Source organism: Christiangramia crocea, assembly GCF_022410465.1.
Taxonomy (GTDB): Bacteria; Bacteroidota; Bacteroidia; order Flavobacteriales; family Flavobacteriaceae; genus Christiangramia; species Christiangramia crocea.
Window position 1 is genome coordinate 574244 of the sequence record NZ_JAJSON010000025.1, and the last position, 19436, is coordinate 593679.

Consider the following 19436-nt stretch of genomic DNA (forward strand, 5'->3'; position numbering starts at 1 on the left):
ATCATATACATATCCTGCTTTAATGAAAACTTCCTTGCCTTGAGCAACGAGAATGTTAGTAGAGAAAAGTAAAATAAAACAAGTAAGTAAGTTAATTCTGGACATATAGGATTAGTGAATTTCTAATTTGGAGAATTTAACGGTTTTGAGTAAAATGAAAATAAAGATAAAAAACTTTATAAAACAACTTATAACTCTAACAGGGGGGTGAAATCAGAGAAAATAATTAACCAAACCAACAAACCAGGTCTTAATCAGACCACCGAAGTTTGTAGGCTTTATCCCTACTCCTGTCTATTTCGCCTAACCGTTAAATTAATCACTTCAATACTACCCCTACCCCTATTTTCCCTAGTAAATATGGATTATGATCAATGATAAGAGTATCATTGGCTTTGCTTAGTTTATTGAGAATGGCATATAATAGATCTATATCAGCATAGTGTAATCCCGTACTTGGTTCATCTAAAATGTAAAGCGCATTTTTAGCCTGGTCATTCAGCCAGTTCAATAATAACAATCGTTGCTTTTCACCAGAAGAAAGAGATTGTACCGGTTGATCCAGTCTAAGATGTGACAACCCAATCTCCTCCAATTGATCAAGGAACCGGAAGATTGAAGCAGTCGCCTTCACCTTCTCTAACCATTCTTTTAATTCTGTAATATTCAAGGCAAGCACCTCAGCAATGTGCTTCGACTGAACAGTATGCTCCATTATATGTGGCTGGTAGCGTTGCCCCATACATACTTCACATTTCTCAATCGAATTAGCGGCTACATCCAGGCTGGTTTCAGTAAATCCCTTGCCCTTGCAGTTGGGGCACTGACTGGTTTTTGTTTTATATGAAAAGTCCCGAACCTTCAGATCTGATTCGGCTGCAAAAATTTTACTTATATCCTTCAGTAAATCCAGATAAGAGACCAATAAGGTCTTCGCATGAGATCGAAGTTTTTTAGTTTCAAAATAATGTGCTCCTTCATATTTTCCGGGGAACTTTATACTTTCACAATTCACCGGCCTGCCCGTTTGAATACTAGGTATAAGGATCTCTTTTACCAAGGTGGTTTTCCCTATTCCTGATTTACCACTAATGGCTGTGATACCTCCAACAGGCACTTCCAGCGAATCTTTAACCAGTGTATGTTTCGACAACTTTTTGATAGCAATATGATCCTTACCGGATTTCAATTCTACCGCTTTGGATGGCGCCTTCAGAAATGGATGACATTCGGCTTGTTTCAGAAAATCCTGGGGACTTCCCTGATAAGTTATATATCCTCCCAGTTTACCCGCCTGAGGCCCGAGCTCCACCAGTCGGTCAGCCGAAAGAATGATCTCTTTGTTGTGCTCGATCACCAGCACGGTATTGCCTTTTTCAATAAGTTCTTTTAGAATATTGATCAGGTCCGGGATATTGTCATTGGATAATCCTGCTGAAGGTTCATCTAAAAGATAGGTAATACCTTTCAGCGGACTGTTCAACTGTTTGATCAGTGCTACCCGCTGGTTCTCTCCTCCGGAAAGGGTGGTTGATTTTCGGTTGAGTTGCAGGTGATCAATATGCAATTGCTTTGCTCTTTTGATGGTATTGATAAAATGAGGCTGAATTTTGGAAATGAGTTTTTGATCGATCTCTTCATGGTTATCAATAGCGGAAAGCCATTCTTCCAGAGCTTTAAAGTCCATGGCCTTTATATCATGGATGGAGCTTCCTCCAATTTGAAAGGCCAATCGTTCAGGCTTTAATCCACTCCCCTCACAATGGCTGCATTCCGCAGGAGAGAAAAGGGCTTTGAGCTTATCGATATTTTTATTTTTCCGCGTCTTATAATATTCTTCCTTTAAATAATGGAAAAGTCCCTCCCATTTCATATTTACTTCCTGGGTACCTTCCCTGGTTTTAGTTTTGAATAGCCAGTTTGCTTGCCAGACCTTATCCCCTGTTCCCTGAAAGAGAATCTCTTTTTGCTGCTCGGTCAGCTCCTTAAATGGCGTTTCCAGGCTAAATCCATAGGTAGACCCGAGTTCCTTTACGATCGCCATATACTGGCTCCCCGGATGACCATAATAAGCCAGCGCTTTATTGTGCTCAAAGAGCCCATCAGCTATACTCTTGTCCTTATCCAAAACTATTTTATCCAGATCTGGCAGCAATTCCTCACCTAAGCCATCACAAATGGCACATTTTCCTAATTCATGATTATTGGAAAAATGGCTGGCTGATAATTCCTTTCCTTCAAATTGCGCTTTTCTGGAAAAAGCAAAGCGTAAGATTTTATCTATTCCTGTTTGTTTGGCAATATCAGACCGCTCCGTAAAGCTCCTTTCCTTTCGGGTAATACAAATCGTGGGACTTAGACCTTCAATATTTTCAACTTCAAACTGAAAATTCACTCCCGCTCTGGATTGCTGATAAGATGAAAACTGTTTGGTCATTTCCTGCAGTCCGTAGCCATGCAGGGTATCAATCACCAAAGAAGATTTTCCTGAGCCGGAAATTCCGGTGAACACAGTTAACTGATGCTTAGGTAGATCTATGTCCAGATCCTTAAGATAATGAGTTCGGCCACCTTTAATGGATATCTTATCCATATCCTGCTCTGCCGGAACCTTGAGATCTATTGGCTCAGCTTTTATGGCATTATCCACCCACCTGCCGCAGGAGGATTGAAAAAGCTGTTGATTTTCAAAGCAAATAATTCCTGCCGTTTGTTTTTTAAGCTGATGCAAAGCTTTTAGCAACTGCCTCACATTCTGCTGATGCAAACCAATACTGGGTTCCTCCAGTAATAGAAGCGTCCTTTTTGATTGTTTTGCAAAATGCTTGGTGAGCTTGATACGTTGCGCCTCACCGCCAGATAAAGTATTGGAAGGCTGCCCCAGTTTGATATAACCCAGCCCCAATTGCAGCATCAAAGAGAGAATTTTGGTGAGCTGCTTTTCATCGCTAAAGAAATCGTAAGCCTCCTCTATGCTTAAGTTATATATATCTGCAATATTTTTATTATTCCAATGCACTTCAAGTACCTCATCCTTAAAACGCTTCCCGTTACAGCTGGGACAAACCTGGTTAATAGTGCCCATCACGTTCATGGATAAAGTGATCACACCCGCCCCTTCACAGGTTTCGCATCGTCCACGTTTGTTATTAAACGAAAAGGCTCCTTTGCCTAATTTCAGGGACTTAGCTTCCGGTGATTTAGCCAACAGATCACGGATCTTATCGGCTAAACTGGTATAAGTAGCCGGATTACTTCTGGGCGTTTTACCTATGGGCTGATCGGAAACTGCAAGAAGATTCAGATCCTCCTTTTTACAATATCCGGAAAGCCTTTGTAATATTTTAGGTGTTTTTCTGCTCACCACGCATAATTCCCCTGATCGAGGCTGAAATGAATCTTCTGACTCACGTTTAGGTTTTTTATCAGACCTCGGAGTTGAGTTTTGCAATTCTGTCAAAGTGGGACTCTTCAGATCTTCGGCATTTAAAAATTCCTGTATTGGGCCATTAAACACCACTTCTCCCCCGTGTATTCCCGCTTCGGGTCCTAATTCTACTATCCAGTCAGCGGACCGAATAAAGTTTAAGTCGTGCTCCACTACCATGACCGTATTTCCACGGCTGATCAAACGGTCCAGAATATGACGTAAATAGCGTTGGTAATCTTCCGCTAAGCCTATGGAAGGTTCATCAAACACATATAGAATGCCTTGCAGATTGCTGTTTACCTGCCCTATCAATTTGATACGCTGGGCATCACCGGAAGAAATATCGGTGCTGGGAGTGCTCAACTTGTAATCCTCCATCCCTAATCTTATCAGATCGAATAATTGAGTACAGATCTTATCTACCAGTACATTTTCACCTTCTGCGAGCTCGTGTTTCTTCAGCCGGTCATATAGATCGTTTAGAGGAAGATCCATCCATTCCTGAAAGTTAAGGCCTTTCCATTTAAATTTCAGATGATCCGCTTTGATCCGGGCACCATTACAACCCGGACAAATACTGGAGCTCACAAATTTTAAGATATTTGGATTACGGTCCCGTTTTAAAATATCGGTCATGATCGGGAGTATCCCTTTATAATAACCTTCTTCACGAGGCTTCGCCTTAAAGCCTTCCCATCTTAACCGGGACTCCAGACTATGTTTCCCATAAAACACTTTAATACGATCACTACCGTTTAAGATCACATCTTTTTGTTCATCTGAAAGTTCCTTCCAGGGCACGTCCACATTAAAACCATGTGCGTTACATACCTTATTTAATTCTTCAACAGTAACCTGAGAATAAACGATGTAACCGTTAGGCAAGGTAGTAGTAATAGCCCCTTCCCGAAGCGTCTTATTCTCATCTCCCACTAATTTATCTATATCTATATATTCCGCCTGTCCAATACCATTACAACGCTCACAGGCTCCTTTGGGGTGATTAAAGGAAAAGAGTGATTTACTCAAAGCTTCCTTGCCAGAATAGCGGGCAAATAAGATCCTGAATACAGCTGCAAGCTCTGAGAGAGTTCCGAATGTGGCATTTATAGACTGGAAGCGTTTTGACTGTCCCACTTTGATCACTGGCGGCAGCGCTTCTATATCATCCACCTCAGCAGTTGGTATTGACTGGGCATTTTGCTGGTTATATGCGGGGAGGCTCTCTAAAAAATAACGATATCCTTCATTAGCGATCACATCCATAGCCAGGGATGATTTCCCGGAACCTGATAAGCCGGTCACCACGATCAACTGATTTTCAGGGAGGTTTAGATCAATGTTTTTTAGATTGTTTTGGTGTGCATTAATGATGCGCATACAGGGTGATGGTTTCTCTTTTTTAAAAAATAAATATAGAAAGATTATTATGGCTTAGTGGTTTAAATCCTAATAGTTATCCGGGTCGCATCCATACTCACGTAAAGTATATTTAGAGCCAAATCAATAATAATTAACGAAGAAGGGATCTCTTAGAATCCACTTCATTATTTTTACAATATGATCGTAATAATAGGAGCTGGTCTATCTGGCCTTCTAACAGGTTACCGACTAAAGAAAGAAGGTATTCCATTTAAAATTCTTGAGGCGAGATCCAGAATTGGAGGAAGAATCAATACAATATATGGAAGAGAAAATACACCCGTTGAAATGGGTGCAACCTGGTTTGGTAATCAGCACAGACATCTAATCTCACTACTGGAAGAATTAGGTATAGGATCTTTCGAGCAATATATGGATGGCACCGTATTTTTTCAGCCCTTCTCTACTTCACCGGCTCAATCTATACAAATTCCAGGTGAACCACCCAGTTATAGAATTTCCGGGGGCACATCCAATCTTATTAATACTCTTTATAAAAAATTAGATGAAAAGGATGTAAAATTAAATCAATCAGTAAAAGAAATCAGATTTCAGAATGATTCCGTTCAGGTAATTGCGGAAGAGGTTTTTGAAGGAGAGAAAGTTGTTTTGGCCATTCCACCTAAATTATGGGCGAAAAAAATATTATTTGAGCCTGATTTACCCGATAATTTGATGAGAATCGCTCAACAAACGCAGACCTGGATGGAAGACTCTATTAAAATTGCTCTGACCTATAAACAACCATTTTGGGAAGAGGAAAATCTTTCCGGAACTTTATTTAGCAATACGGGACCTATTACAGAACTATATGACCATTGTGATCATCAAAGATCTAAATACGCGCTGTGTGGATTCATCAATTCATCCTTTAAGCAACTCCCTTTTTCAGAAAGGCGTGCAAAAGTAATTGATCAAATAAAGAATGTTTTTGGAGAGAAAGCTGAAGATTTTAGTGATTATGAAGAATGCATCTGGAGTAAAGAACAGCATACTTTTGAAACATCTGATATTCCTCTTTTTCCTCATCAAAACAACGGAAATCAAATATTCAGTAAATCCTTTATGAATGATAAATTATTAATTTCCAGCTCTGAATCAGCCTTAGAATTTCCCGGTTATATGGATGGCGCTGTATATTCAGCAAATGAAACAGCTAAGAAAATTATTGCCCCACAATAATAAAGGTTTGTATTTACTAAATTTGGTGCTCAAACAACCTAAGGAATCCTGAACAAACCCGGGCAATAATTTGAAACAATGAGAACTTTCCCCATAAAAAATACCATTGGCCTTATTCTAATAAGCTTAAGCCTTATAGCCTGTAATTCATCAATAAAAATATCTGGAAAATTAGAAGGCGCAGAAAATAAAGAGACAAAGGTTTATCTAATTGAACCTGGATCTTTAAAGGAAGTAGCCGCTTCATTTTTTGGAAAAGTGATAGATTCGGCCGTGGTAAATTCCGATGGCTACTTTAAGTTTCACAATCTCCCTAAAAATGAAGGGCCTGTGTTGCTCGAAATTGTTTTAAAACAACCCGGAAGGTCTCCTAAATATTTACAAACCGGCGATCCGGCAAAGGCTAATTATATGCCAGTCATATGGCAATCTGGAGTGCCTCTGAAAATCACTGCGAAAATGGATGAATTTCAAAAAAGTTTTGCAATTGAACAGCCTTCAGAAATTAATAAAGCTTTATTAGACTTAAGGGATATCAACCAGAAAGCTTATCAAACCTACCTTGCAGGAAAACAATGGCAAATAGAAGATGGTAGCCAATTGCTGGAAAAGGAACATGCTATCCTACAATATCAGAAGAAACTGATAAAGTTTGCTGACAGTACACAGTATTTAATACCTGCAATGGTGGCATTAAGATGGGTGAGTCCGGAGAAGGATTATGAACGGGTACCGGAATTTCTGGTGAATCAATGTAACAAATGGAAGGAACAACAACCAGGTCATCCATGGGTAGAACAATTATGTAAAGTAAGTAAACCCTCTAATTTACCTGTGCTGGTAGGAGATGTATTTCCAAATCTCAGGCTTCCCATGATTACAAAGGATACAATTTCTCTTAAGGACCAATTAGGAGACAAGGTTACTATTATAGACCTGTGGGCATCCTGGTGTGCTCCATGCCGAAAGGAAAATCGTAATGTTCTAGTACCCATGTGGGATGAATATCACGACCAGGGCCTGCAAATTATTGGTTATGGTCTGGAAAGTGATGAGTCTGCCTGGAGAGCAGCGGCAGAACGGGATGGAGCCAATCGCTGGATACAAGCCTCAGATTTGCAGGGAGACGATGCTCCTTTCTTAAAAAGAATCCGTGTTCGAACCATTCCTGCCAATTTTATTCTAGATGATAAAGGGGTTGTTATCGCCAAAAATGTTCATGGAAAGGATTTAATGGATTTGGTGGAAAGATATATTAAAAGAAAACAACCCGGGAAACTGTAGTAGACTCCATTGATCATTATTCCTTTTATCAGTACTGTTTGTTAAATTTCACAACATGCTCACCTCGTTATTAATACACTCTTTTTATAGTGAGAATGTGACTGATATTTAGTAAATTAGGTATGGTTCAAAAAAGCATGAAAAAGGAATTTCAAACCATATTCGAGTTATGGCTGGTGCTTTTGTTGACAGGGTTAAAAAATCTATTTTACGTAATATCGATAATGAAAAATTCGGTGTTTCAGATCTTGCCAAAGAATTAAATCTAAGCCGTTCCCAGTTGTTAAGAAAGCTAAAAGCTGCGACTGGAAAACCAGTAAATCAGTTTATTCGGGAAATCCGGTTGGAAGAGAGTGTTAAATTACTTCTGAGTGAAGATCTGACTGCTTCAGAAATATCGTATAAGGTCGGTTTTAATAGCCCTTCCTACTTCAATAAATGCTTTTTGAATCATTATGGAGTGACTCCCGGTGAATTCAAAAAAAGCAATGTTGATTTACAAACTTTACAGAATAAAGACCCGGAACCTGTTAATAAAAAGCGGCCAAAAAAAACTATCATTTTTACTTTCCTGATCATTGCCGTTTTCCTAACCGGACTAATGGCAGTGATTTTTGGTAATAAGCCTGTAAATAATAATCCCCGTTCCTCAATTGCAGTATTGCCCCTTTTAGATCTTTCAAAGGATCAGGATAAAGAATACCTGGTTGATGGATTAACCGAAGCAATAACCCTGGAACTGTCAAAGATCAATTCCATACGGGTAATTTCCAGAGGCTCCGCCATGAAATATAAAGGGAAATCTAACCTCTATTCTAAAATTGCAAAAGATTTAAACGTCGATCTGTTATTGGAGGGATCTGTCCTGTATAGTGATGATAGTCTTCGAGTAGTAGTACAACTTATAGAACCATTGCCTAAGGAAAAACATTTGTGGCAAAACAGTTACGACCGTAACCATTCTGATATTATTGGCCTGGTCCATAATGTATCCAATGAAATTGCAAAAGAAATATCAGCAGTTATTGATCCTATAGAGCCTTTGACCGCTTACAAACCCGATGCCGTGGCCTATGACCTTTATTTAAAAGGAAAGCATATCCTGAACACCCAGAGAACAAGAGAGTTTTCACTACAGAAAGCCATTGAATACCTAAATTCCTCTATTGATCAAGATTCGTTGTTTGCTCCAGCCTATGTAGCTCTGGCAGAAACCTATTTAGCATTCAATAATTTAATCGGGGATAACCAAATAAAATTAAATAACAGAAAAAGGGCCAAAACTGCAGTTGACAAAGCCTTGCTTATAGATGCTACACTTGCAGAAGCTTACATCACCAAAGGAAGTTTATTGGGAAAGCTGGACTGGAACTGGGATAAAATGAAAACTTTTGCTGAAAAAGGATTAAAGTTAGATCCTAACAACTCCAAAGCAAGAATCCTTTTGTCTGATTATCATCTTATAAAAGGGAATTACGCTAAAGCTATTGAAGAAGCCCTGATAGCAGAAAAATTAGACCCCATCAACCCTAACCTGGGCTGTTTTGTTGCCGAACGATATTACATTAATCATGAATACGAAAAATCCATAGCAAAATATAATCAGGTAATAGAATTAAACCCGAATTATGGAGGTGCATATGATGGACTGGGTTATGCTTTTTTTAAAATCAAGCAACCGAATAAAACAGTCGAATCCTGGCAGAAACTCCAGCATATTATGGGAAATACGTCTCTGGCAGATTGTTATGATAAAAATGATTTCCAGGAATGTTTACGTTATTATCTGAGCGAGGCAAAAAAGGACACTCCGAGGTTCTGTCGAAACCCAGGTGTTATTTCTTCTATACATATGATGGTAAATGAGGAACAGGAGGCCTTAGAGTACCTGAGAATAGCCTATCAATACAGAACCGAGGATTTGCCGGTTAAGCTTACCTACCCGGACTTTCATCCACTTCACGATTATCTGGAGTTTCAGGAAATAGCCAAAAACATAGGAGTTACCTTAACTGATTAGATCTGATAGGATCTTATTAGCTATCAGTAATGCTCCAATATTACAATCATTGCTTCATTTTTTCTACAGGCTGCCACTTCCCTTCTACTTTTATAGCCCTTCTGAGTATTAATTTAGAAGGTAATCTTAAACATATGAAATCATGAAAAAGCTAATTTCATTATTGTTCATTATCGCACTGGTATTTACAAAATCATCCTGCTCAACAGAAAGCACAGATGATATATTCTTATCAGATTATAATATGAAAACAGAATTATCCAAACATGCCAAACAAAAAGGATATGACCAATGGGGCTTTAATTTTACGGCACACAATTTTAAAGGCTATTTAATTAATGCCATGCTTGGTGATCCTGCATTTGAAGGAATGCCACATTACAGACAACCCGGCTTGATATATCATGGTGAAGGACAGGGGTTTTGGGACGAGCTTGTTCTTGAGTATCCCTACTTTACCCAGATGATGCCTGCCGGCTTATTGGATTGTAGATTAGAAATGAAATGGAATGATGCTATGTTAAATTCAGAGGGCGTTTATCCTCCCACCTGGAATGATGCAGATGCCTGGATAATGTTCAAATACAAAATGCATACACCAAATGAAAACTGGTCGCAGTTACGCAAACTTGTATCTATTTCCACTGGAGATGAACTTATAGATGGAGTCTGGTATGATTCTGATGGAAGGGAAATAGGTATAGAATCCTATTACTGGAGTGATAGGTTAATTATCAAACAGGTAGTGAATACAGGTGAAAACATGTATGTTCCAGCTGCCATGCCAGATGATTATGTTTGTCCTAATTCAGTTGGCTTTGGTAATTTTTAAAAATACAAGTCAAGGTTATTCATCAATCGAATCATGGTTCTATCTCCTTCCGTTTTATAATAAAGCCTGGTATCCACCGGGCTTTATTTTTACTATTGATCCTTTACCTCCCAGTCTTCCTGATTACTTATACTGATTGGATATAATCAAGCGCCTATTACAAAATTTAATCATAAATTTAATTTTTGTAATGTAATATCATACATTATAAAATGCAGTTTGCAGACTGTATTTTAAACCAGCACTAAAGCCAAAAAAACAACTTTTTCTGAATGCAAAAGTCAGTATTCGAAATCTCTAAAATGGATTGTCCTTCAGAAGAGAATCTTATCCGAATGAAACTGGATGGAATTTCCAGCATTAAAAACCTTGATTTCGATATTCCAAATAGAAAGTTAACAGTATTCCATAATGGTGATACGCAGATAATTGAAGAATCCATAGCAGGGCTGAACCTTGGAGGTAAAAGACTTACCACAGAGGAAACTGAGGAGATCGAATTCAAAGAGGATGCACATCAAAAGAAATTACTCTGGACTGTACTGGCAATTAATTTTGCCTTTTTTATTATTGAAATGACAACCGGTTTGATCTCCAAATCAATGGGACTGGTGGCAGACAGTCTGGATATGCTGGCCGATTCGTTTGTATATGGAATAAGTCTCTTTGCAGTTGGCGGGTCTGTGGTTCGAAAGAAGAAGATTGCTACCCTGGCCGGATATTTTCAGATATTATTAGCTGTAATTGGTTTTGCAGAAGTTCTGCGTAGGTTTTTCGGAAATGAGAAACTTCCTGATTTTACCACAATGATCGTAGTTTCCATTTTCGCTTTGATTGCAAATGGAATTTGTTTGTATCTGCTTCAAAAATCGAAAAGTAAAAAAGAAGCTCATATGAAAGCCAGTATGATCTTCACGTCCAACGATGTGATCATAAATCTTGGGGTCATAATAGCCGGACTACTTGTAAACTGGTTAAATTCAAGTAAACCAGACCTGATAATCGGCTCTATTGTGTTTATTCTTGTAATTCAGGGAGCTGTTAGGATCCTGAAGATCGGAAAATAATTATGCTGGAAATGCTTCACTGTTCTGAAACTTCATATAAGCCCTTCCACGAACGTAAGGAGTAATCAGCCCGAGTATTTCATCATTTCACCGGTTACATAGGTTAGTGCCTTCTCCCAGGCCATTAATAATTGGGGTGTTGAATTTTCTCCAAGCTGTTCTTCAATGGTTTCCATCATGGAACTTAGCACTACGGGATAATACTCTTTTGTCACACCATATCGGGAATGGCTTCTTCCAAGAAACTCTAATCCGGACTTAAGGTTTTCCGGCCTGCTTAAAGAATATACAATACTTCCAAGCATATGGGTTAATAATCTTCCCTGGTCTCTCATGTTCTTCTTGAAGAGTTCCCTGGCCTCAGGGGCTTTTGTAAAGACTCTCTCATAGAATTTTTCAGCAAATTCATCCTTATTGGTGAAAAGAAAATCCATGGAACTTTGCAACTCCAGTTGTACATCAAGCTCTTTAAAACCTTTAAGCTCATACAGCGTACTTTCATGTTCATGTCCGGCAAATGTAGTAGCGAACTCCTTTCCCAACTCGAAAGTGCCTTCAGGAACACTTCTTAGCACCGATTGCGATATCAGAATTCTGGTTCCAACATCTTTGTTATATGATTGGATTCGGCTTGCTGTATTTATAGGATCACCCACCACTGCCAGTTGTTTATGTTTTGGATGGCCAAGATGACCTATGAAAGCTTTTCCAAAATTGATTCCTATTCCTGTTTTTATGTTAAGATCAAAATCTACCAGCTCCATCTGGTTCAAATGTTCAATAGCATAATTCATTCCCAGGGCTGCCCTGGCAGCATCCCTGCAGTTCTTTTCCCTTGTACCACCGGCCACACCAAACAAGCCGATAATCTCATCTCCTATATACTGATATATCACACCATTATTGAACAAAATAGGATCCCCAATAGTAGTGTAAAACCTGTTGAGGATATGGGCCATATCAAAAGTGCTGTTTTCAAATGCCATTTTTGTAAAGTTCCTGATATCACAAAAAAGTATGGCTATAGCTCTTTCTTCTGCCATCCCCTCCGGAACGGTCTCTAACTGAAGTATATTGATCTCGGCACTGGTCCATACTAGTCTCTGGATTGCAATATCTCCTTTTACATAACACTGGCACGCCAGCCTAACAGATTGATCCCATCTCCTAATCCGGGCCATCTCCTGCTCTTTCATGGTGGGCGGTGAAATATTTTTACTCCCCTGTATAACCCTTATCCTGCATGTGGAACAGCGGCCATTACCTCCACATTCATGCAAATGAGGAATCTGATGACTTATAGAACATTCTAAAATCGTAGAATCGGGATCGTCATAAGGAACCTTTTGATTAATCCCGGTGTAGTGTATTATGGGGTAATTCTCCTCTGACATTTTCAATTTTTTTCAGTTATTATAATATCCTCAGCATTCAGTTGAATTCACTGAATTAGTGTCAGTTAGGAAAGCCTGAAAGAAAATGGGGATGGGAAAGGCAGCCCTGAAGAATCTGAAAAGCTGCGATTCCAAAATACCGGGATGTATGAGTGACTACTCCATTCGAATATTCACCTTTACCGGATTTCTCAACATATCCAGAACAGGCGAAGTCTTCTGTACATAGTCACAAAGTTCTACAAGTTTTTCGCGCGGGGCATCAGCTTTAACTTTATATTTCACGTCAATATTTTCATAGCCAGGCCGTTTTTTATCTGAAAGGCCCAGGAAAGCATGCAGATCTATTTTCCCTTTCATATCAAAAGAAAGAGACTCGACATTTATCTCTCTTGCCGCAGCATTATAAATAAAACCCACTGTAAGGCATGAAGCCAGTGCATGTAGAATGGCCTCTACTGCATTTGCTCCATGGTTTTCTCCAAGTAAAACAGGAGGCTCATCCCCTTCCATAATAATCGGGGTTGTTCTGGAGGTGTTCTCTTCTTTGGCACCATAGAAATTCTGAATTGTGGTACGCACGTGTCCACCTCCTAACCAATCGGTTTTTGCTCTGAACTCAAAATCGGCAATTTCAGGTTCTTTCTTAACAGCATCAATGGTTCCCATCAACTGTTCCACATTAATACCATTTCTTTCATTCACTACATTTTGCATTTCTAAAGGTTATATTTTTTTAAACTGATTATCAGCACATATACATCCCGGTTTAATACACTGATTATCAACTACCTAATTTAATTTATATTTTTCTAACCCTGAAGAACTTTTAATGGTATTTATCATTTTTAACCTTAAAATTTACAACAAAGAAAAAAGCATCCGGCAACTATTTAAATTAGTACATTAGAGAGCACAAATAAAAAAGAGGATTAGGATAATGGCCCGTTATATAGCTATACTTAGAGGAATAAATGTTGGAGGCAAAAAGAAGATTCTTATGAAAGACCTGAAGGAAGTTTTCATGGAAATTGGCTATTTTAATATACAAACCTATGTTCAAAGCGGGAATGTCATTTTTGATTCTGAAAATGATATTAGCACTACAAAACTTGAAAAGAACATAGAAAATGCCATTGAAAAAGCTAATAAATTCAAGGTTAATGTGATCATCACCACTCCTCCCCGACTAAAGAAAATTATTTCTAATAATCCTTTTAAACCGAAAGCTGATGATCTCAAAAGAAATTACCTGGTATTACTAAAGAAAAATCCAAAACCTGAAGATATCGGTGAACTGGAAAATTTTCATTCCCCAGACGAATTCAAAATAGATGGTGATCACATATATGTTAGGTACTCCAGTAAATACAGTGATTCTAAACTTAATAATAATTTCTTTGAGAATAAGTTAGGTGTTTCAGCATCTACCCGAAACTGGAGAACCATTTTGAAGCTTGAAGAAATTACTGAAAGCACCCCTACCTGAAACACCACTAATTTTAAGCCTATCAAGAGGTTTCTTACCCCCAAATTTATTATTTTGCCGCGCCAAAACTGAGGGCGAACATTTATATCCGGTATGACTGCTAATAAGAAAAGGAAACAACAGGCCAGAACTTTAAGAATTTTCAGAAAGGTACATCGATATACCGGGGCCTTCCTATTCATTTTCTTCTTTTTTATTTCTGTTTCGGGACTTCTTCTAGGCTGGAAAAAAGATAGTAAGGGTATAATATTACCTCCTTCCTATCAAGGTTCTACAGCAGAACTTAAGGACTGGCTGCCCCTGGACAGCCTGCATCAAAAGGCAGTTTTAATTCTTAAGGATTCTGTTTCTCCCACACTCTCCTCGAAGATTGACCGTATAGACGTGAGAAAGGAGAAAGGAATGGTGAAATTCATTTTTGAAGATCATTACTACGGAATCCAGTTAGATGGTGCAACCGGGGAACTTCTTAATATTGGAAAAAGACATTCAGACCTTATAGAAAACATTCATGATGGCTCGGTCCTCGATAATTATTTTGGAACCTCCGGGTGGATCAAACTTTTATATACCAGTGTTACGGGTATTGCTTTACTTACCTTCACTATAACCGGTTTCTGGCTATGGTACGGTCCCAAACGAATGCGGAAGGCAAAACAACAGTAGAAGCTTCAGGTTTAATCAAAAATAGCTATCTTCAATAATGGTTATTGGAATAATCATGTTATGAAGGTTCGTACAATTGGCATACCAGTCCTGGATCAGGAACAGGCTTTAAAATTCTACACACAAAAACTGGGCTTTGTGAAAAGTAAGGATATACCCGTAGGAGAGAATCACCGGTGGCTAACCGTTGTATCCAAAGAAGAACCCGACGGCCCGGAGGTCTTACTGGAACCCTCGCCCAACAACTTTGCGCCGGCTAAAGATTATCAGAATGCATTATTCAGGGCTGGTATTCCGTATACCCAGTTCAATGTGGATGATATTGAGGCCGATTTTAAAAGGCTTTCAGAGCAAGGAGTGAGTTTCAGCATGAAACCTACAGATGTGGGAAGCGCTCTTATCGCCATCCTGGATGATACCTGCGGGAATCATATTCAGCTGGTAGAAATGAAAAAGTAACTTACAAAATAACCAATCAAAATGACAGCCGAAAATCATAATCTCAACGTATTTAGGGTACTTTTTCTAATAAAGGGAATCTTTACCTTGCTCATATCTTTCTTTCCCCTGATCTACATTTTCATGGGCTTATTCATATTCAATAACGAGTGGCAGAATAGTCATGAATTCGGGCTGACAGGACTGGCATTCGTTCTTTTTGGAAGTGTGATCTTTCTTTTTCTTCTGACTTTAGGTGTTCTCACTCTACTTGCGGGTAAGTACATTGGGGATAGACGCAAATATGATTTCATATTCGTAATAGCCATACTTAATTGTTTTACCGGTATTCTGGGAATATTACTTGGTATTTTCACGATTATCGAACTCAACAAACCCCAGGTGAAACAGCTCTTTGGCAAACCCGTTTAAAAGTCAGGATCCTGCCAATATCTCATAGCATTTAAAGCTGGTTTTATTGCTGGTTACTAAAAGAATTTTATAGAAATCTGGAGGGATGCCGATGAGGACATCCCTGTTCTTCAGGACATCAAAAATTTATTCAGGATTATAAAAAGGAACCGGATAATGTAAATTTCTTCCCCTAATAAACCTCGAATATCACCACTTAAAATTTTGATTATTAATTGATTAAAATCATACTTTTTCTCAGTCAAAATTCTTATATTCAGGACAGATTCATGGGCTGAATAGTCCATGAAAAAAGACCCTGCTGGCTTTATAATTTGAAGAATTTCAATAGTAAGCCGGATTCCGAACGATCTGTCTTTTAAGACAATTCCCGCAGTAATATCCAATAATTTAAAAACTTTATCATGAAAACCAAGGCCTCCAATAATTACGGATGGGAAAGGCCAGATTTGATGCACAAGAATTCTGTAATGTGGCATTCCAGATTAAGCTTCATCCTAAAAGAACTTGATTTCCTAAATAATCTGCTAAATGAAAATGTATTCCCCATAGTGGAATCACATATGGTCACAGAAGCTGAAAAATTGAAGGAAAAATTAATGGACCTAAAAACTGAAGTTTCAAATCTTCTTAGTAAAGTAAGTGTTCTAAGAAATGGCTTGAAAATCCTGTTCGAGGGTGTTGAGAAATTCGAACAAGAATGGGATTATAAGCATCAGCACAGAAAAATAATGATTAAAGTGCATGAATTTGATAGCAAGTATCAGAATATCAAAAAAGAGATATTCAAAATGGTTACCCAGGCCATTAGGCATAATAAACAAAAACAAATTTCTATAGAATAAAGTTCTTTTAAAACAGGATATTTAATGCTCTTCTACTTTAAAGCTTCCCCCCGAATTTATCCTGTTTCTTTTTCAATTCTCTTACCATATTCAACCACAGGTTGACACCTTCAAAAAATACTGATCCTTATCATTCCTAAAACGCCAGGGCTTTTGTATCTTACAGTTATGCTGAATTTTAAAAATGCAGAACACCGAGCTTGATATAATAAAATCTTCCGGAGACAAGGTTAAATTCTCATTGTCCAAGCTCAGGAATTCCTTATTAAAAAGTGGTGCCGATAAAAAAACAGTAAAATATGTACTTGATGAAATGCGTAATGAGCTTTATCAGGGTATTTCTACCAGGGAGATCTATAATCGTGCTTTTGCGCTTCTAAAGGAGGTCAAATCTGTTTACGCTTCAAAATATAAATTAAAAAAAGCCATCTACGAACTGGGCCCCACGGGGTTCCCTTTTGAAAAATATATTGGCAGTATACTGTCTTCCGAAGGCTATAAAATTTTGCTTAATCAAAGCTTAACAGGAAAATGTGTAAAACATGAGATCGATATCATAGCAATAAAGGATTCCGTGCAAAATCTCATTGAATGTAAATTCCACAGCGAAGAAGGACGGAATTGCGACGTAAAGGTTCCCTTATATATATATGCCAGATTCACCGATATCAAAGAAATGGCAACGAGATCAGCAAAAGTTTCCGGCTGGCTCATAACCAATACCCGTTTTAGTGAGGATGCGGTTCAATATGCCAAATGTGTGGGACTAAAACTGATAAGCTGGAATTACCCGGAAAAGCACAGCCTGAAACAATTAATAGACCAATCGAAACTATATCCCATAACTGTTTCCACGCTCCTGTCTGAAAAGGAAAAAGACTTCCTTTTGCAACGGGAAGTAGTACTGGGAAGCGACCTGCTAAAAAATGAATTCCTGCTGGATCATCTGGGAATATCAGATTCCAGAAAATCGAGGATACTTTCAGAATTCAATATACTTTGTACTAAAACCAAAAGCGATGGCAGCTAAAACGAAAGTTCAGTTTCTTGGGGCAGCCGGTACGGTTACCGGCTCTAAATTCTACATTGAGACCCATAATATGAAATTCCTGATAGATTGCGGATTATTTCAGGGGCTGAAGGAACTTAGACAAATCAACTGGGAGGATCTCCCGATCCACGTTGAAGATCTGGACTGTGTTATACTTACCCACGGGCATCTTGATCATACAGGTTATCTTCCAAGGCTTATTCAGCAGGGGTTTAAAGGCAGTATTCTGGGTACCTCCCCCAGTCTCGCCATAGCGAGGATCATTCTGATGGATACGGCCAAGATTCAGGAAGAGGAAGCAGAAGAAGCAAACCGGGAGAATTATTCCAAACATCACCCGGCACTCCCCCTTTATACCGAAAAGGATGCGGAAAAAGCAATTGAACTTTTTGAAAGTATAGAGCAGGACAAATGGATCAAACTCTCAGATAAAATCCAGTTCAGAATGAGATCTGCCGGGCATATCCTGGGGGCGTGTTTCATCGAGCTGGACATTGATGAAAAGATCTTTTTGTTTTCGGGTGATCTGGGCAGAAATGATGATCTCCTTCTGGCTCCTCCCCATAAACCCAAATGGGGCGATTACCTGTTCCTGGAAAGCACTTATGGCAACAGGCTGCATCCCCGGGAAGATGTTGAAGAAATCCTGATGAGAAATATCAACGAGATCATCCAAAATAATGGCATACTTCTTATGGCTTCATTTGCAGTGGAAAGACTTCAGCTGCTGAGTTATATCTTATGGAAACTCTTCAAGAAAAATAAAATTCCAAATATTCCAGTATATATTGATAGTCCCATGGGAATAGATGTGACGAGACTTTTTGAAAAATTTCCGGAATCCCACTTAATTCCCATAGAAGAACTAAAAGCTATAAAAGGTCATTTTGAACTTGTTTCATCATATAAAAGAACCTGGGAGATCATCGATGAACAACGACCACGAATCGTAATAGCCGGAAGCGGAATGCTCACCGGAGGAAGGATACTAACCTATTTAAAGCAATTTATAGATAACCCCAACACTCATTTAATACTTACAGGCTACCAGGCCGAAGGTACCCGTGGCAGGCAACTGGAGGAAGGAACCCACGAAATAAAGATCAGAGGCAGGTATTATCCTGTAAAGGCCAAAATAGAAAGAATAGAAAGCCTCTCGGCTCATGCCGATCAGAAAGAGCTTATTGAATGGTGTAAAAACATTAGGAATATTCCGGAGGAAGTATTCCTAATCCATGGAGAAAGACAGGCAGCAGATGCCTTTAGAGTTAAACTGGAATCTGAGTTCAACTGGAACATAAGAATTCCAAAATTAGAGGATAAAATTGAACTCTGAGTATATGAGAATTGCTTGTGAAGAATTCTCTGGTAATTCTTATCTTTAGTTAATGAGCTCATTGTGAAAACACTTCTTAAAAATAATTCCTGAGAATCATGAATACAACAGTAAATGTCTATCTCACCTTCAAAGGTGAATGCAAAGAGGCTTTTGATTTTTACAAATCGGTATTCGGCGGGGAATATTCAAACATAGCCACATTTGGGGAAATGCCATCACAGGCAGATATGCCACCGGTACCTGATGAAGAAAAAGATAAGATAATGCATATCGCCTTACCAATAAGCAAAGAGACCATGTTAATGGGAAGCGATATTAGTGGTGAATGGGCTAAGACTTTTAAAAAAGGTAATAACTTTTCCATTTCGGTTAACACCACCAGGAAAAGAGATGCTGACCGTATCTTTAATAAACTTTCTGATGGGGGCAAAATAATGATGCCAATGGATAATACCTTCTGGGGTTCCTATTTTGGAATGTTCACCGATAAATTTGATGTCAACTGGATGGTAAGCTTTGAATTACCGGGACAGTCCTGATAGATT

Annotated in this window: 16 protein-coding genes; 13 read left to right on the forward strand and 3 right to left on the reverse strand. The window is 38.7% G+C overall.

Translation table 11 applies throughout. From position 1 onward, the window contains the following. Positions 1–319: 319 nt before the first annotated feature. On the reverse strand, positions 320–4810 hold the full coding sequence (locus tag LU635_RS14155; RefSeq protein WP_240100145.1) for an excinuclease ABC subunit UvrA: 4491 nt from the start codon (positions 4808–4810) through the stop codon (positions 320–322). 180 nt (positions 4811–4990) lie between these two features. Between LU635_RS14155 and LU635_RS14160 the strand changes: the two genes are divergently transcribed. From LU635_RS14160 to LU635_RS14180, 5 genes are all read left to right on the forward strand, one after another. Next, the gene (locus LU635_RS14160; protein ID WP_240100146.1) at positions 4991–6034 is read left to right on the forward strand and encodes a flavin monoamine oxidase family protein; all 1044 of its coding nucleotides are present in this window, start codon (positions 4991–4993) and stop codon (positions 6032–6034) included. A 78-nt stretch (positions 6035–6112) separates the two neighbouring features. Next, complete coding sequence (locus tag LU635_RS14165) at positions 6113–7318, forward strand: TlpA family protein disulfide reductase (RefSeq protein ID WP_240100147.1); 1206 nt, start codon at positions 6113–6115, stop codon at positions 7316–7318. A gap of 169 nt (positions 7319–7487) precedes the next feature. After that, positions 7488–9338, forward strand: a complete 1851-nt coding sequence (locus tag LU635_RS14170; protein ID WP_240100148.1) for a helix-turn-helix domain-containing protein — start codon at positions 7488–7490, stop codon at positions 9336–9338. Between the two features lie 142 nt (positions 9339–9480). Beyond that, on the forward strand, positions 9481–10170 hold the full coding sequence (locus LU635_RS14175; RefSeq protein WP_240100149.1) for a hypothetical protein: 690 nt from the start codon (positions 9481–9483) through the stop codon (positions 10168–10170). 272 nt (positions 10171–10442) lie between these two features. Next, on the forward strand, positions 10443–11237 hold the full coding sequence (locus LU635_RS14180) for a cation efflux transmembrane domain-containing protein (RefSeq protein ID WP_240100150.1): 795 nt from the start codon (positions 10443–10445) through the stop codon (positions 11235–11237). Positions 11238–11302: 65 nt separating this feature from the next. Here the strand turns inward: LU635_RS14180 and LU635_RS14185 are convergent, their stop codons facing one another. Both LU635_RS14185 and LU635_RS14190 read right to left on the reverse strand, forming a co-directional pair. Next, positions 11303–12631: an adenylate/guanylate cyclase domain-containing protein gene (locus LU635_RS14185; protein WP_240100151.1), complete on the reverse strand. Its 1329-nt coding sequence runs from the start codon at positions 12629–12631 to the stop codon at positions 11303–11305. A 156-nt stretch (positions 12632–12787) separates the two neighbouring features. Next, positions 12788–13348 (reverse strand): OsmC family protein, encoded by a 561-nt coding sequence (locus tag LU635_RS14190; RefSeq protein ID WP_240100152.1) that lies wholly within the window; start codon positions 13346–13348, stop codon positions 12788–12790. Between the two features lie 223 nt (positions 13349–13571). On the opposite strand from LU635_RS14190, the gene LU635_RS14195 reads away from it, so the two are divergent. The 8 genes from LU635_RS14195 (at position 13572) to LU635_RS14230 (ending at position 19430) form a co-directional block, all read left to right on the forward strand. Continuing rightward, positions 13572–14120 carry a DUF1697 domain-containing protein gene (locus LU635_RS14195; protein WP_240100153.1) on the forward strand — a complete coding sequence of 183 codons (549 nt, stop codon included), beginning with the start codon at positions 13572–13574 and terminating at the stop codon, positions 14118–14120. Positions 14121–14213: 93 nt separating this feature from the next. Next, positions 14214–14786, forward strand: coding sequence for a PepSY domain-containing protein (locus tag LU635_RS14200; RefSeq protein WP_240100154.1), 573 nt, complete (start codon positions 14214–14216; stop codon positions 14784–14786). Between the two features lie 60 nt (positions 14787–14846). Further along, a complete protein-coding gene (locus LU635_RS14205; protein ID WP_240100155.1) occupies positions 14847–15245 on the forward strand; it encodes a VOC family protein in 399 nt (132 codons plus the stop codon). Between the two features lie 21 nt (positions 15246–15266). Beyond that, positions 15267–15656: a hypothetical protein gene (locus LU635_RS14210; RefSeq protein WP_240100156.1), complete on the forward strand. Its 390-nt coding sequence runs from the start codon at positions 15267–15269 to the stop codon at positions 15654–15656. A 404-nt stretch (positions 15657–16060) separates the two neighbouring features. Continuing rightward, positions 16061–16501 (forward strand): hypothetical protein, encoded by a 441-nt coding sequence (locus LU635_RS14215; RefSeq protein WP_240100157.1) that lies wholly within the window; start codon positions 16061–16063, stop codon positions 16499–16501. A gap of 184 nt (positions 16502–16685) precedes the next feature. After that, entirely contained in the window at positions 16686–17531 is an 846-nt protein-coding gene (locus LU635_RS14220) for a restriction endonuclease (RefSeq protein WP_240100158.1), read from the forward strand. Beyond that, positions 17521–18888, forward strand: a complete 1368-nt coding sequence (locus LU635_RS14225; protein WP_240100159.1) for an MBL fold metallo-hydrolase RNA specificity domain-containing protein — start codon at positions 17521–17523, stop codon at positions 18886–18888. Before LU635_RS14220 ends, LU635_RS14225 begins: the two co-directional genes overlap by 11 nt. A gap of 98 nt (positions 18889–18986) precedes the next feature. After that, the gene (locus LU635_RS14230; RefSeq protein WP_240100160.1) at positions 18987–19430 is read left to right on the forward strand and encodes a VOC family protein; all 444 of its coding nucleotides are present in this window, start codon (positions 18987–18989) and stop codon (positions 19428–19430) included. Positions 19431–19436 lie beyond the last annotated feature (6 nt).

Coding starts and splice junctions, on each gene's coding strand:
- LU635_RS14155 (WP_240100145.1), bottom strand. CDS start 4,810: ATGCGCATCATTAATGCACACCAAAACAATCTAAAAAACATTGATCTA.
- LU635_RS14160 (WP_240100146.1), top strand. CDS start 4,991: ATGATCGTAATAATAGGAGCTGGTCTATCTGGCCTTCTAACAGGTTAC.
- LU635_RS14165 (WP_240100147.1), top strand. CDS start 6,113: ATGAGAACTTTCCCCATAAAAAATACCATTGGCCTTATTCTAATAAGC.
- LU635_RS14170 (WP_240100148.1), top strand. CDS start 7,488: ATGGCTGGTGCTTTTGTTGACAGGGTTAAAAAATCTATTTTACGTAAT.
- LU635_RS14175 (WP_240100149.1), top strand. CDS start 9,481: ATGAAAAAGCTAATTTCATTATTGTTCATTATCGCACTGGTATTTACA.
- LU635_RS14180 (WP_240100150.1), top strand. CDS start 10,443: ATGCAAAAGTCAGTATTCGAAATCTCTAAAATGGATTGTCCTTCAGAA.
- LU635_RS14185 (WP_240100151.1), bottom strand. CDS start 12,631: ATGTCAGAGGAGAATTACCCCATAATACACTACACCGGGATTAATCAA.
- LU635_RS14190 (WP_240100152.1), bottom strand. CDS start 13,348: ATGCAAAATGTAGTGAATGAAAGAAATGGTATTAATGTGGAACAGTTG.
- LU635_RS14195 (WP_240100153.1), top strand. CDS start 13,572: ATGGCCCGTTATATAGCTATACTTAGAGGAATAAATGTTGGAGGCAAA.
- LU635_RS14200 (WP_240100154.1), top strand. CDS start 14,214: ATGACTGCTAATAAGAAAAGGAAACAACAGGCCAGAACTTTAAGAATT.
- LU635_RS14205 (WP_240100155.1), top strand. CDS start 14,847: ATGAAGGTTCGTACAATTGGCATACCAGTCCTGGATCAGGAACAGGCT.
- LU635_RS14210 (WP_240100156.1), top strand. CDS start 15,267: ATGACAGCCGAAAATCATAATCTCAACGTATTTAGGGTACTTTTTCTA.
- LU635_RS14215 (WP_240100157.1), top strand. CDS start 16,061: ATGAAAACCAAGGCCTCCAATAATTACGGATGGGAAAGGCCAGATTTG.
- LU635_RS14220 (WP_240100158.1), top strand. CDS start 16,686: ATGCAGAACACCGAGCTTGATATAATAAAATCTTCCGGAGACAAGGTT.
- LU635_RS14225 (WP_240100159.1), top strand. CDS start 17,521: ATGGCAGCTAAAACGAAAGTTCAGTTTCTTGGGGCAGCCGGTACGGTT.
- LU635_RS14230 (WP_240100160.1), top strand. CDS start 18,987: ATGAATACAACAGTAAATGTCTATCTCACCTTCAAAGGTGAATGCAAA.